This window comes from Rossellomorea marisflavi, from assembly GCF_022170785.1.
GTDB lineage: Bacteria > Bacillota > Bacilli > Bacillales > Bacillaceae_B > Rossellomorea > Rossellomorea marisflavi_B.
Genome location: NZ_CP081870.1, coordinates 449,294 through 463,693, shown reverse-complemented (window position 1 = coordinate 463,693; position 14,400 = coordinate 449,294). Strand labels below are relative to the sequence as shown.

At 49.0% G+C, this 14,400-nt stretch carries 13 protein-coding genes; 5 read left to right on the top strand and 8 right to left on the bottom strand.

The annotated features are described in order from the left end of the window. Window positions 1–33 precede the first annotated feature (33 nt). On the bottom strand, window positions 34–777 hold the full coding sequence (locus K6T23_RS02455; protein WP_238284367.1) for an ATP-dependent DNA helicase: 744 nt from the start codon (window positions 775–777) through the stop codon (window positions 34–36). Then, window positions 761–2,347, bottom strand: a complete 1,587-nt coding sequence (locus K6T23_RS02450; protein WP_238283519.1) for a hypothetical protein — start codon at window positions 2,345–2,347, stop codon at window positions 761–763. The genes K6T23_RS02455 and K6T23_RS02450 overlap by 17 nt, the downstream gene beginning before the upstream one ends. Before the next feature lie 18 nt (window positions 2,348–2,365). Here K6T23_RS02450 and K6T23_RS02445 point away from each other — a divergent pair, with 18 nt between their 5' ends. Beyond that, window positions 2,366–2,962 carry a YczE/YyaS/YitT family protein gene (locus K6T23_RS02445; protein ID WP_079514656.1) on the top strand — a complete coding sequence of 199 codons (597 nt, stop codon included), beginning with the start codon at window positions 2,366–2,368 and terminating at the stop codon, window positions 2,960–2,962. A gap of 26 nt (window positions 2,963–2,988) precedes the next feature. On the opposite strand, the gene K6T23_RS02440 is transcribed toward K6T23_RS02445, so the two are convergent. Beyond that, entirely contained in the window at window positions 2,989–4,278 is a 1,290-nt protein-coding gene (locus K6T23_RS02440) for an ATP-binding protein (RefSeq protein WP_238283518.1), read from the bottom strand. Window positions 4,279–4,513: 235 nt separating this feature from the next. Here K6T23_RS02440 and K6T23_RS02435 point away from each other — a divergent pair, with 235 nt between their 5' ends. Next, window positions 4,514–4,846, top strand: coding sequence for a cyclic-phosphate processing receiver domain-containing protein (locus K6T23_RS02435; RefSeq protein WP_235563408.1), 333 nt, complete (start codon window positions 4,514–4,516; stop codon window positions 4,844–4,846). Window positions 4,847–4,986: 140 nt separating this feature from the next. Further along, a complete protein-coding gene (locus K6T23_RS02430; protein WP_056532648.1) occupies window positions 4,987–6,048 on the top strand; it encodes an aromatic acid exporter family protein in 1,062 nt (353 codons plus the stop codon). A gap of 33 nt (window positions 6,049–6,081) precedes the next feature. Here the strand turns inward: K6T23_RS02430 and K6T23_RS02425 are convergent, their stop codons facing one another. Both K6T23_RS02425 and K6T23_RS02420 read right to left on the bottom strand, forming a co-directional pair. Further along, complete coding sequence (locus K6T23_RS02425) at window positions 6,082–7,242, bottom strand: acyl-CoA dehydrogenase family protein (protein WP_420493488.1); 1,161 nt, start codon at window positions 7,240–7,242, stop codon at window positions 6,082–6,084. Between the two features lie 146 nt (window positions 7,243–7,388). Then, window positions 7,389–8,849, bottom strand: a complete 1,461-nt coding sequence (locus K6T23_RS02420; RefSeq protein ID WP_056532645.1) for an alanine/glycine:cation symporter family protein — start codon at window positions 8,847–8,849, stop codon at window positions 7,389–7,391. Between the two features lie 181 nt (window positions 8,850–9,030). On the opposite strand from K6T23_RS02420, the gene K6T23_RS02415 reads away from it, so the two are divergent. Beyond that, window positions 9,031–9,279 carry an alpha/beta-type small acid-soluble spore protein gene (locus tag K6T23_RS02415; RefSeq protein ID WP_056532642.1) on the top strand — a complete coding sequence of 83 codons (249 nt, stop codon included), beginning with the start codon at window positions 9,031–9,033 and terminating at the stop codon, window positions 9,277–9,279. On the opposite strand, the gene K6T23_RS02410 is transcribed toward K6T23_RS02415, so the two are convergent. After that, window positions 9,276–9,929, bottom strand: a complete 654-nt coding sequence (locus tag K6T23_RS02410) for a uracil-DNA glycosylase (RefSeq protein WP_238283516.1) — start codon at window positions 9,927–9,929, stop codon at window positions 9,276–9,278. The genes K6T23_RS02415 and K6T23_RS02410 overlap by 4 nt on opposite strands. A gap of 125 nt (window positions 9,930–10,054) precedes the next feature. On the opposite strand from K6T23_RS02410, the gene K6T23_RS02405 reads away from it, so the two are divergent. Continuing rightward, on the top strand, window positions 10,055–10,477 hold the full coding sequence (locus K6T23_RS02405; RefSeq protein WP_238283515.1) for a pyridoxamine 5'-phosphate oxidase family protein: 423 nt from the start codon (window positions 10,055–10,057) through the stop codon (window positions 10,475–10,477). 388 nt (window positions 10,478–10,865) lie between these two features. Here K6T23_RS02405 and K6T23_RS02400 read toward each other — a convergent pair whose 3' ends face one another. Further along, window positions 10,866–12,641, bottom strand: a complete 1,776-nt coding sequence (locus K6T23_RS02400; RefSeq protein ID WP_238283514.1) for an ABC transporter ATP-binding protein — start codon at window positions 12,639–12,641, stop codon at window positions 10,866–10,868. Further along, window positions 12,625–14,352 (bottom strand): ABC transporter ATP-binding protein, encoded by a 1,728-nt coding sequence (locus K6T23_RS02395; RefSeq protein ID WP_238283513.1) that lies wholly within the window; start codon window positions 14,350–14,352, stop codon window positions 12,625–12,627. Before K6T23_RS02395 ends, K6T23_RS02400 begins: the two co-directional genes overlap by 17 nt. Window positions 14,353–14,400: the final 48 nt, after the last annotated feature.

Genomic DNA, 14,400 nt, shown 5'->3' with positions numbered 1-14,400 from the left:
GTCCAAAAAGACCGCTCCCGTAGCGGTCTTTTTTTATGTCCATGAACCTCCCACCACAGTGAAATGTCGCCATTCCTCGAGCAGCAGCTTCTGATATTCCCCTGAGAGATAGCGATCATCAATGAGCCTGAGGACACCTCGGTCTTCTTCAGTCCTGATCAGCCTTCCACCAGACTGAAAGACTTTGTTCAATCCGGGGTAGGTGTAGGCATAGGCAAATCCATTTACTCCGAGAGAGTTAAAATAGGACTTCATCAGCTCCCGTTCTTCATCAGGTTGAGGGAGCCCGACACCGACAACCACCACCTGCTTCAAACGTTCACCCTTCAAATCGATACCTTCAGAAAAAATGCCTCCCAAGACGGCAAGACCCAATACAGGTTGCTCTCGTCCTGCTTGGAACTCAGCCAAGAACTCTTCTCTTTCCTTTTCTGACATCATCGGCTCCTGCATGATCAGCTTCGCCGATAAATCATACCCTTCCAATGCATCAAAAGCTCTTCTCATGAAGGCGTAGGAAGGAAAGAATACGAGGCCATTTCCATCGACTCGATTAAAGAGATTGACGATCGACTCCATCAGATGAGGAAAATGGCGATCCCGGTCCCTGAAGCGTATGGAAAGAGGCTGGATTTCCACTTGCCACTGGCTATGATCGAAGGGGGTCGGAATGACAAATCGGTAATCCTCCGCTTCTCCTCCAAGCTGATGGAAGTAATACGAAAACGGATGTAAGGTCGCCGAAAAGAAGACCGCCGCCTTATACCCTGCCGTCACCTGATGCAAAAAAGCTGCCGGGTCCAGGCAGATGAGCTTGAGGGTGATCCCGGCCCCATGCTGCGTGCGTGACCAATGTCCGGTGTTCTTTTGAATAGAGCTGCAGGATGCGCAGGAATTGGGTCGATTCAAAATACGCCTCCAATAGAGGACTTTCACCTTCCATGTGAGGAAGTTCCTTTTCCGCAGCCTCCACGAATGCCCTTACCCCATCTGTGACACCTGAATCGACTTCTTCATATGTACCGGGGCTTACACCTTTCAAAGCCTCCGTGAGGGAACGGATCGCCGTGCTCAGTTCTCCCTTCACAGTTGCTGCCAATGCTGTGAAAACCGTGGACGTCAAGGAAGCAGAGTGCATGTCCCTCCCACGCGGAACGAGATTATGAGCTTCGTCGATGAGGAGCGTCGTCTGCTTTTTAGAGGAATCACTGAATCGCTTCAACGATGTTCGTGGATCGAATAGATAATTATAATCTCCGATGACCCCTTCAACGAGATACGATAGATCGATGGAAAATTCAAACGGACATACACGATGTGCTTTTGCGTACTCCTCGATCACCGGTCTGGTCATGAGGGTCTCTTTCTGAAGGATATCCAGGATGGCCCCGTTCACGCGATCATAGTGGCCACAGGCAAATTCGCAATGATCGGGCTGGCAGATGGTTTGATCTTTAAAGCAAATCTTGTCCTTAGCCGTGATGGTCAATGCCCTGGTGGAGAGGCCCCCTTCTTCCATCAGCTTGACGGCATCTTCCGCCACCGTCCTCGAGATGGTTTTGGCCGTGGCGTAAAACCACCTGCCTCCTTCTTTTACGACAGGAAATAAGGTAGAAATCGTCTTCCCTGTCCCCGTGGGGGCATTGGCAAAAAGAGTCTTTCCTTCGGTGACGGTCTTATAAACGGCTCCTACCAATTGACGTTGACCCTTTCTGAACGTCTCGAAAGGAAAAGAAAGGCGGGTGAGGCTCTCCTCCAGATTCTCCTCGTTTCTCAACCTCACTTCTGCAAACGGCGTATAGCGCTGCAATAGACCGATCATGATTCCCTGAAGTTCTTCACGGTCATACTCGCGGGTAAATGATTTCGTCTCTTCTGTTCCTATGTGGATATACGTGAGCCTCACATGTATCGCATCCCAGCACCGCTCTTCCGTCAGGAGGCTGGCATAGCACTCCGCCTGAGCCCAGTGGACCCGCTTCCCTTCCTCCAATTCATCAAGGCTCCGGGCCGTTGATTTGATTTCTTCCACCATGATCTTTCCTTCACGGTGTATGATCCCATCGCATCTGCCTTCAATCTGATAGCTGATTCCATCCACGACTTTTCTCCCTTTAAGGTGAACCTCTTTTTCATCGGGCTCTTCATAGCGTCGCTGGAGTTTTTGATGGAGCCTTGTTCCAGTGAGCATGGATGACCTAGGCTGAAATCGCGAATCGATATCCCCAGCCTTGAGGACAAACTCGACGAGCTCCCTGACAGATAATGCAATATCGGCATCCATGGCGTTCTCCTCCCTTTCTTCTTCTATTCTGTCCACTGCCGGCATATGTATAGAGACAAGCATCGGTTAACGGAGGTAGACATGATTCGATTCCTTTTTTATAGTATCGGTTTATTATGCTTATCACTCGGCGTTTCATTTGTGATCCATGCCAATATGGGAGCGGGTCCATGGGACGCCCTGGCTGTTGGTGAATCACGCTTGTTCCACCTTACGATCGGGACATGCATCTTTTTAAACGGATGCATCCTGATCGGCGTCAATGCGTTTCTATTGAAAGAGCGACCAAGATGGCTCGCCGCCCTGTCGATTTTCCTCATTGGCCAGCTCGTTGATTTCTGGCTGAGAGTGACCGTGACCGTCTTGGTACCCTCTGATCTGACGTCGCAGATCCTCTTTGTCGTCATTGGTACTACGCTGATCGGACTTGGAATTTCCATCTATCTACAGGCGGGGCTTCCTTCGAGTCCGATGGATACACTCATGATGGCCCTTCATCACCGTTTCGGTCTGAACCTCAACCACGCGCGTCTCCTGAACGAAGCCATTGCCATCACCCTGGCCATCGTGGCTGGCGGCTCCATCGGAATCGGCACCCTCATCGTCGCCTGTACATTAGGGTCGGTCATTCATTTCTTTTATCCTATCATAGAACGTATGTACGGTAAATTAACGTGAGACCGGAATGAAAAAACACTTAGATTTCAAGCATCTAAGTGACGGGAAAGGACATGTTCCTTTTTCAATTTTTCATTCCGGAGGGGAAGGATGATCTCGACGGTCGTCCCTTTCTTCACCTCACTCGAATACCTTACACGGCCGCCGATCGTTTCGATGATTTTAAGGGAGACCGACGTCCCTAGTCCTGTCCCCTGGTTCTTTGTGGTATAGAACATCGTACCGATCCTCGCTATCTCTTCTTTCGACATTCCTTTTCCTGTATCCTTCACAGTAATGACGGCATTCTCTTCAGAGACCTGTAGACCGATCGACACATACCCTTTCGGCGGAGTCGCTTCAATCGCATTCTTCACAAAGTTGATGAGTGCCTGTTTCATTTTATTCCGATCCGTGAGGAGGATCCCGTCATCCTCCAGGTGGCTCTCCAAAAAAACATTCTCCTTCACGGCATAGGCATTCAACAGGATAGATACCTCCGATAGAATCTCCTTTATATGAACCCGCTCCACCTTCTCGAATTGCGGCTTTGCAAAATTCAAGTAGTCATTGATGATTTCTTCAGCCCTACCAAGCTCACTTAAGATGATGGCCAGATATTCATCCTCCTCCCCCTTTGACTGACGCTTCATGAGCTGAAGGAAACCCTTCACGACCGTCAGGGGATTTCGTACTTCATGGGCGATGCTGGCAGCCAATTCACCCAGCGTATTCAATTTCTCCGATTTGATGATTTCTTCCCTCATCACCTTCTTCTCGACCATCCATTCATTCAAGCGGGCGGCGATGCCGATTCCAAGCACCTGGACAAGGCCGAACTGCAGGATGAATGTAATGGAATGGAGTTCACTCAAAAATTGTGACGGTAGATGAAAGACAAAGAGCATGAGAAAAATGATAGCAATCGGCCATAAACCGATGAACTGGGCCGCAACTACCCGTTTGACGGGCGACATCTTCCAGAAGCCTTTTGAGAAATAATAAGGGATCACCGAGGCAATGACCGCACTGGCAAGGCCATGGAATAGGATATCACCACCCATGATCGTCCGTCCGATGAGCATGAAAGCAAGGACGATGAGTCCCGCCTTCCTGCCCCCATAGACCATGGCAATAATGAGGGGGACATAGCGGAAGTCCCAGTATAAACCGGCGAATTCATATGTGAATGCGAGGCATGTCAGAGTGGCTAAACCGTTTAGCACCCCTGTGAAGATGGGCGACTTACTCCATTTATGATGTTCGAGCAGGGAGGTTTGGATTAACACCGGAGCAAGAATGATGAACGTGTGAAAAAGTAATTTTTCAATTATCACCTGAAACTCTCCCAACGCAGTATGGTCTTTACTTCATACGACAAGAAATGAGAATATTCCTTCTATTATTCTTCAGTTTTCAAACTATTATGGTAAAAGTGACAGAATCTTAAGTTTCGAAGCTAAAAAGACTGACTTTCCAACTACAAATATATTTGTAATACACCACTAATTACCTATATAAGTATAGGTATAGGTCTGTTAGGCTTAACCTAAGTCAAATGACGAAAGTAGAATGTATATGACAGTAAATGTGTTTCTCGACGATTATCGCCACTGTCCCCAAGGTTACATTCTTGCAAAAGACATCGATGAGTGCCTGCAGCTTATGTACGATCATTCCATTGGTCATCTCTCTCTCGATCATGACCTCGAGAGCAAGACCCGAAATGGGCTGATGCTGGTTCATGCCATGGTGGAGCACCAACTATTTGCAGAACGCATCACGATCCACTCTGCTAATTCAGTAGGTGGAAAGAATATGTTCCGCTATCTCAAAGCGGCACAAGAAAACGACCAGATGCCTCATTCGATCAAGATTGTTTTAAGGCCTTTGCCTCTCAGATGAGTTTCTCATATACGGCCTGTCCAAAGTGGACAGGCCTTTTTATCACTATTTTTTTATTTCGGGACTCAAAGTAAACACAGATTCTACGAAAAGCGTTATAATGATAGGTACGTATTCTTCCACTATAAAGAGGGTCCTATATGCAATTTTCCAAACATTTTCGATTAGTCGGCGGCCGCGTTGCAAAGACAGGCATTGCCGTTTTTTTGACTGCACTCATTTGTGAATTATTCAACTGGCCAGCGACGTTCGCGGTCATCACGGCCATCGTCACCATCGAGCCGACGGCAACCAATTCGATCAAAAAGGCGTTCATCCGATTTCCGGCATCAGCCATCGGGGCCCTGTACGCAGTCGTCTTGTCTTCTTTTTTCGGAGACCGCCCCATCACCTACGCATTCGTCGCGCTGCTGACAATCATCACCTGTCACAGGCTGAAGCTTGCCCCCGGAATCCTGGTCGCCACCTTGACAGGAATCGCCATGATCCCGACAATCCATGATCATTATGTAGCCACTTTTTTCATCAGGCTCGGAACCACGACGATCGGGCTTATCGTTTCAACCGTGGTCAACATTTGGGTCCTACCTCCTAAATATTCCGATAAAATCACGGCGAGCATTCATAATTTATATTTCAAAACCGGTAATCTTTTAGAGCGGAGAGGCTCGGAACTGCTAAAGCAGCATTCCCTTCACCGGGATACCCGCCTCATTTTCGCCGACATCCTCCAGGAAGTCGAAGCAACGGATACCCTTTGCAAATATCAAAAGGAAGAGTGGAAACTACACCGCTCCAGCAGGAAAGAGCTCCGGTTTTTCCACTACGAGTATAAAAAGCTGAACCTGTTGAGACAGATCCTTTATCATATCGGAAATCTGATCTATCTCCCCATGAACCGCTATTCGTACAGCCAAGAGGAGAAGGAACGGATCATTTCGGCAATCCAGTCCCTTAAGGGGATCCTACACCACCCCTCTTTCGAAATTCCAGAACAGCACTTCGTTCTCATGAAGGATCTTTTAGAAGAGTTCTGGGAGGATCATGAATTCCTTAAAGGAAAACAGGTCAAACATTTCTCATGCGAATCCGTTCTCTTATACGAATTGTTATCCATACATGACCTGCTTGAAGAACTGAAAGGGATCCAGACCCTGGAGATTCACCATTCCTCCGTATTGGAGAAAAAATTACAGACGTAAAGAAGCCAAGGACCGTGATCCTTGGCTTCTTTACTATTTTCCACCGAGAGCCTGCTTTGACAGCAGCGAAATGACCATGTCATCCATAGGCGGATTATGCAGCCCCGCTCTGACGTCCCGGTAATAACGTTGCATCGGGTTCGAGCGGTACAGACTTCTTGCCCCTACGATCCTCATGGCAATATCCACGATGCGTGCGGCCCCATTGGTGACGATATGTTTGACCGCCGAAAGCTCCGGACCCATCCCTTTCCGTTTATCCGGTTCCTTCACCCATTTATCCGCCACCGAGTAGAGGATCTGCCTGGCCTGGAACAGTTCGAGCTCCATTTCTCCGATTTTCCTCTGCACCTCTGGGGCCTCTTTGATCGGCCCCGGCAGGCTGTTAGGCGAGTAATTACTTGCGAACTCAATGGCATAATTCCTGGCTGCCACCGCCACACCGAGATAACAGGCAGGAATATGAAGAAGCCAAGCCTTAGGGAGGTCTCCACCCCTTTCATCCCCTTCTACCATAGCCGAAGAAGGCAAGCTGACGTGATCAAGAACCAGGTCTTCACTTCCCGTCCCCTTCATGGCAATCACATCCCATGTATCTTCGATGCTCACACCATCCAATTTATGATCAACCAGGAAAAATCCCTTTTTCTCCGTCTCCCCAATCCGTGCCAGCACCAATGAATAATCCAGGACCTTCGCCATGGAAGTGAAGCTTTTCCTGCCTGTTAGTTCAAACCCATTATCCGTTTTGGTAGCCTTCGTTTCCGGAAGACCACCCCTTGTAGGACTGCCTGTAGCGGGCTCGGAGGCTGCCCTGTTGACGAGGGCTTGGTCTGTGACGACCGCTTCGCATAGCGCTTGGAATTGTGCTTCATCCCATAATCTGCTCTCGCTCAGCTCCATCAGACCGCCAAGATGCCATCCGATTGAAAGTGCAGTGGCAGCGTCACCCGTCGCCAGGCGTTCTTGCAGCATCACCATCTCATACAGGCTGATTTCTTCGCCCCCATATTCTTTTGGCACGGTGAGCTTCCCGTAGCCTTTCTTCTTCAAGTCGTTGAAGTTCTCAAATGGAAAGGACCCTTCTCGATCATATTCTTCTGCCCTCTCCGCGAACGCATCGGCGAGTTCGCCTGCCAGGGTAAGCAGTTCTCTTTGTCTATCATTCTGAATATACGATTCATATAAATCCAATTGCCTGCACCTCCTGAAAAAATACTCTCTTCTCATCATAATCAAAAAGAGCTCTTTCCTCAAAAGATATTGCCTAGTATTCCAGTCAGGATACTTTACTTCCTATAAAAAAGCATAGAACCCGTGACGGGTTCTATGCTTTTTCATCAAGATGCGTTTTCTTTATTCTTATCGTACTTGTAGTCCCCTTCCCAGAACTCGGCATTTTTCACGCCCATTTTCTTGGAATTATACACGGGGTCAAGTCCCTGCTTCTTCTGTTGTTCATAATCTTTGAGAGCAGCAAGGGCAGGTTTGGCCAGGATCAGAATGGCAATCAGATTGAGCCAGACCATGATGCCAAGTCCGATATCACCCAGCGCCCACGCAAGGGCTGCTTCTTTTACGGCTCCATAGAAGGTTGCAGCAAGAATGACGACTTTGAGGACCATCATTCCAACTTTGGCGCTTCTTCCCTTCATCAAGTAGGCGATATTGGTCTCAGCCATGTAATAATAGGCCATGATTGTTGTAAAAGCGAAGAAGAACAACGCAACGGCTACGAATCCGGCACCGAATCCAGGAATGACCGTTTCAATGGCCGCTTGAGTGTAAGCCGGGCCCGCTTCCACCCCTTCAAGATTGGAGACGATCGTGGACTCATCAGGCGCAACCGTATTATAGGAGCCCGTGAACAGGATCATGAAGGCCGTCGCTGTACAAACGAGAAGCGTATCGATATAAACCGATGCCGCTTGCACGAGTCCCTGCTTGGCAGGGTGGGACACTTCAGCCGCAGCTGCTGCATGGGGTCCAGTACCCTGACCGGCTTCATTGGAGTAGATACCGCGTTTTACCCCCCATGAAATAGCTGAACCCAGGATCCCTCCAAAGATGGAGTTCGCACCGAAGGCACTGCTGAAGATCAAAGAGAAGACATCTGGTATCGCTTGGAAATTCACCCCGACGATCACAAGGGAAAGAAGGATATATCCTATGGCCATGAACGGCACCACATAGGAAGCCACCCCCGCGATCCTTTTCACCCCTCCGAGAATGATGACGCCAAGGAGCACGATAAGACCGATACCCGTGACAGTCGTACTCAATCCGAATGCATTCTCAAGTCCAAGGGCGATGGAGTTGGATTGGATCCCCGGCATCAGGATGCTCATGGCGATCAGCGTGGCGATGGAGAACAGGACGGCGTACCACTTCCAACCGATTCCCTTCTCGATATAATAAGCTGGTCCTCCCCTGTATTCACCATCACGCTTTTCTTTATAGATCTGCGCAAGGGTGGATTCAATAAAAGCACTGGCCGAACCGATGAAGGCGATGGCCCACATCCAGAATACGGCACCCGGACCACCGAATCCGATGGCTGTTGCCGTTCCGGCAATATTCCCTGTACCTACACGTCCAGAGAGCGAGAGGGCGAGGGCCTGGAAGGATGATACCCCTTCCTTGGAGCTGCCTCCTTCAAACATCAGCTTGACCATGTCCTTCAAGAATCGGACCTGTACGAATTTTGTTAAGATCGAAAATAATAGTCCCACACCTAAACAAAAATAAATCATGACCGGTGACCATAATACGTCGACAACGCTTCCTACAAATTCCGTCATTCTTTGTCCCCCTGTTATCTTTTTGATTTATCTAACTATTATGAATTATATTTTATCTGACACAATATAGACAATCTTTTTTTATTTCCACCTAATGGCCGAACTGCTGAAAACCCTTGTGTAACAATACCTCACATGCCATTAATTTTTTTGGGGAAAATAGGATGAAGGGGGTGAAAACATGTCGAAACGCAAGCTTTTGGTCCCAGGTTCCCGGGACGCCCTCAATGAAATGAAGGCGAGAATTTCCGGTGCAGACCATCCGTCAGATGCCAAGTTTGAAGCAGCAAGGGAAGTGGGGGTTCCCCTCCAAAAAGGCTACAATGGGCATCTATCGTCTGCTGAAAACGGGAAAGTCGGTGGACAACTCGGCGGTAGGATGGTCCAGGAACTCATCAAGATGGCCAAGGAAAAGATGGATCACAGCTAAAAGACCCCTTTATCCGAGAGGATCTGCCTGAGCTGGTCCAGGTCCCGGTAAATATCTTTTTCCAGGGAACGATTATAAAAGATCGAGGCGGGATGGAACGTCGGAAAGAGAGAGTACTCTTCCTCCGTTTCCCCCCACTCCCTGCGGTCATAATCCTTCAGGCACTTCACTTTGGTCCGGATAGGGGTGCCATGAACGGACGAGATGCTATATTCCCTTCCCGCAAGCCTCTGGAGACCAATATTCCCAAGGGTCACAATCTGCTTTGGCCGTACGTGGGCCATTTCATAATCCAGGATTGCCGCATGAGCGAGCTGTTCCTTCCTGTTCGGGGCCCGGTTAACCCATTTCCTTTCGACCCTTCCGTCCTTCCTCACTTTATCCACGCGCTTGAATGGACGACTCCGCACGGTGGAGGTGAAATAAATATCCTTCCTGTCCACTCCCACGTAGCGAAAGAATTCATCCAGTACCTTCCCGGCCCTGCCGCTGAAGGGGACTCCATTATGTATTTCCGTTTCACCGGGCGCTTCCCCTACGATCATGAGGATAGGCTCCTGAGGTCCCCGTCCATTGACGAATCCTTCACAGTCAAAAGACTCCATTCTCTTCCTGCAAATAGTTGAAATGTCTTCCGGCACGACTGTCATTGCGATTCCTCCTGTATGTTTTTTTACACTATTCCCTATCCCCCAACCAATCACGCATGTTTAATCCTAGTTAAAAAAAGGAATAGTAAAGACATAAGATGATGAATCGAAAAGGAGATGGGATCGTGTCACAGAATGAAGTGAAAGAGCAAGTATTGAAGGTGTTGGACGAAAGCAAAGTGGGAACACTTGCGACTGTAAAGGATAACAAACCTTATTCCCGCTATATGACCTATTATCACGAGGACCTGGTCCTGTACACACCAACAAGTAAGAAGACCGAAAAGACCGATGAGATCGAAGAAAACCCAAATGTTCATATCCTACTCGGCTACGACGGCGAAGGATATGGCGATACATTCGTGGAGATAGAGGGAAAAGCCTCCGTTGAACAATCTGAGGCTTACAAGAAGAAAATATGGAATGATCACATGAAAAATTGGTTCGACGGTCCGGAAGATCCAAATCTAGTCGTCCTCAAGATCGAACCCGTGGGGGTCAGACTCATGAATAACGAAGAAGATTCTCCACAGACCTTGGATCTTTAAACAGCAGAGGCTATTGACAGAGTATGAAGTGCATGTTATTATTAGTGATTGTAGACTTGTAACATACTTTCGAACGATAGAGAAGATAATCTGTAATTCTCCAGTTGTTTGACAAAAACAACTTATTCACACTGGATCGGCTTCGGAGCCGTTAGGATGTAAGAGAGGTAGGGCTTACGTCGTTTAGGTAGATCAAGCGACTAAGAAGAATTGCCCGCGGCTGTTTAAATTATCTTAAACGTATAGGAAATCAACTATATTCACTTGTGATGTTGCAAGTTACATGCACGCTTTTCTCCATAATAGAGAGCGTGGGAGCAGACCGGTCGGGATGACCGCCTACTCCGATGTAAAAGAACCCGAAGCGGGATCCGCTTCGGGTTCTTTTTTATATACTTTCCTTCAGCTGACTATGATAGAGACCCGCATAAAATCCATCCAGCTTGATCAGGTGATCGTGTGAACCGCGTTCAATGATTTTCCCACCGTCCAGAACAAGAATCTGATCTGCCTGCCGTATCGTATTCAACCGGTGTGCCACAACGACACTTGTGCGTCCTTCCATCAATCGTTTCAGCGCTTCTTGTATCTTCATTTCCGTGATTGTATCAATGCTGCTCGTAGCCTCATCCAGAACAAGGATGGACGGATCGGAGAGGATTGCCCTCGCAATGGACAGCAGCTGCTTCTGCCCCTGACTGATACTCCCCTCGCTCAACACCGTATGATAACCTCCGGGAAGCTTCCTGATAAAGGAGTGAGCATTGGCCAGTTTTGCCGCCTCCTCCACTTCTTCATCTGTCGCATCCAGGCGTCCATATCGGATGTTCTCCATGATGGTGCCTTGGAACAGGAGGCTGTCCTGCAGGACGAACCCCATATGCGAGCGGAGGCTCTTCCGCTTAACCGAAGACAGGTCCACCCCATCTATGAGGATGTCACCTGCATTCCGTTCGTAGAATCTGGAAATCAGATTCGTGATAGTCGTCTTGCCGGCTCCAGTCGGGCCGACAAGCGCTACGGTTTCTCCTGGCGAAATTACAAATGAAACATCATCGAGGATCATCTCGTCTTCGCTATACCCAAAGGAAACATGATCAAAGACCACTTCACCAGTCACTTCGGACAGTTCCACCGCGTCCGCTTCATCGACTGCCTCAGGTTCCTCATCAATGATCTGGAAAACCCTTTCGGCACCGGCAATGGCCGAGAGGAGCGTATTATACTGATTCGCCAGCTCATTCAGCGGCCTGGTGAATTGCCTCGCATACTCTGCAAAAATGACAATGACCCCGATCGTGATGTAGCCCTTGATGGCAAAGAGCCCTCCGATCCCGGCAATGACGGCAAAACTCAAGTTGTTCAATACATTCATGAGCTTCGGGATGAACCCCGAATACGTGTCGGCCCAAAAACCGGCCTTCCTCAGCTTTTCGTTCTTTTCCTTGAATTCCTGTATGGCGGTCTCTTCACGGGAGAAGGTTTTGATGATGCTGTGACCGGAAATCGTCTCCTCGATGTATCCGTTCAGTTCACCGATATTTCCTTGGTATTCCTTGAAAAGGGGACCCGTCCTCTTCGTGATCCACTTCATGCCGAATACCATGAGGGGCACGACCGTCAGTGTGATCAACGTCAACAGAGGGCTCAACCATAGCATGACCGATATGGTCCCAAGGAGGGTCAGGAAACTTGAAATGATCTGAATGAACGAACTATTCAGCGTGGCACTTACGTTATCGATATCGTTTGTCACACGACTCATCAACTCCCCGTGCTTCCTCTTATCGAAGAATGGGATCGAAAGCTGATGCAGCTGGTGGAACAAATCTTTCCTCATCCGGTGTACCGTTTCCTGCGCAATCCCGATCATCCAATAGTTTTGGAACCACACAGAGATGGAGTGAAGAATATAGATCAGGATCAGGGCGATGAGCAAACGTCCGAGTCCGGTAATTTCACGCGTGACGACATAGTCATCGATGGCCTTCCCTACAAGGAACGGACCGAGGAGCGATGCAGCGGAACTGATGACCACCATGACGATGACCATATAGAGAAGCACCCGCTGGCGTGAAAGGTAATCCCAGATCCTATGCAGGGTGCCTTTCATATCCTTCGCTTTATCATGTTTCCCCAGCTTCTTTCTAACGTGTCTTGACATGCTGCCCCTCCTCTCCGAACTGAGATTGGTAAATTTCGCGGTACAACGGGGAGTCTGTCATAAGTGATTGGTGATTACCATGGGCGATCAGCTTTCCGTCTTCAAGGAGAAGGATGATATCCGCCCCTATGGCGGTCCCTACCTTTTGGGTGATGATCATGGTTGTGCATTCATACCCTTTTAGCGCATGAATGAGCTTCGCCTCGGTTTTCATATCCAAGGCACTCGTACTGTCGTCGAGCATGAGGATTGCCGGCTTTCTGATCAAAGCACGCGCAATGGAAAGGCGCTGCTTTTGACCCCCGGAAAGATTCACACCTTTTTGGCCGAGAACCGTTTCATATCCCCGCGGGAGCTGGCTGATGGTATCGTGGATCTGAGCGTCCTTTGCCGCCTGTTCCATCTCTTCTTGTGATGCGCCTTCTTTTCCCCAGAGAAGATTTTCGGCAATGGTCCCCGAGAATAAGACGGCTTCCTGAGGGACGAAGCCGATTGAAGTCCTGAGCGTATTCAGAGGGATGCTTCCCAGGGGCTGGCCATCGATTTCAATTTCACCGGATTGAGGGTCGTACAGCCTCGGGATCAGCTGGAACATGGACGTCTTACCGGAACCAGTCGCCCCGAGTACTGCCATCGTCTCACCGGACTGAAGGGTGAATGTAACATCCTCTAGGGCGTATTCATCCGTGCCAGGGTACCGGAAGGAAACATCCTTGAATACAACCTCCCCTTTTACCACCTGACCTGCTGCCCCTTCATGATCCGTAATATCGACAGTGGTGTTCAATACTTCCCCCACCCGGCCCGATGATGCCTTCGCACGTGAAAAGCTAGTGATGATGAACGAGAAGATGGAGAACACCGATGAAATCCGGGTTACATAGGTGACAATGGCAACCACTTCCCCTACTTGTACTCCTCCAGCCGCAACTCGTTCACTGCCATGCCAAAGGATATACAGGAGGGCCATGTTCATAACGAGCATCAGTAAAGGCATGATGATTTCCATGAAGCGGAGGGCTGTCATCGTTCGATCCTTGAGGGAATCATTGGCTTCACCAAAACGGGATTCTTCATATTGCCCCCGAGTATATGCCTTGATCAGTCTCATGCCTGAGAGGTTCTCTTTCATGACTTCATTCACCCGGTCAAGACGGATCTGAACCTTCCCGAACAAGCCCCAGCCCTTTTTGAGGACCCAGACGAGGAATAGCCACAGCACAGGGATGATCACGAGCAGGATCAAGGTGAGCCTGGCATTCACCAAGAGGGCCATGATGGTGGACCCCACGACCAGGAGTGGAGCCCTCAGCATGATCCGGAGACTCATGAAAATGGTATTTTGAATCTGCCTGACATCATTGGTCATCCTCGTGATGAGGGAAGACGCGGGAAGGTGTTGAAAGCTCGATTTGGAGAATGACTGGACCTTTTCATAAAGGGCCCCTCTCAAATCATACCCGAAGCCCTGACTGGTATGGGCTGCGAAAAAAGAATTGGCGATGCCGGAGAGGAATGCGAATAAGGACATGGCCACCATGATGGCACCCCATTTCAGCACGAGATCCAGATCCCCGGTCATGACTCCGTCATCAATGATCTTCGCCATGAATAATGGGTTGAAAAGCTCCACAGCGAGTTCTGTGAGCATGAACAGCCACGCTACAGCCATGGCCATGCGATAAGGCTTCAGAAAATGTATGACCTTCATATGTACTCCCTTCATACCTGCGCCCGGATGTGGAGGAAACGCCGGCAA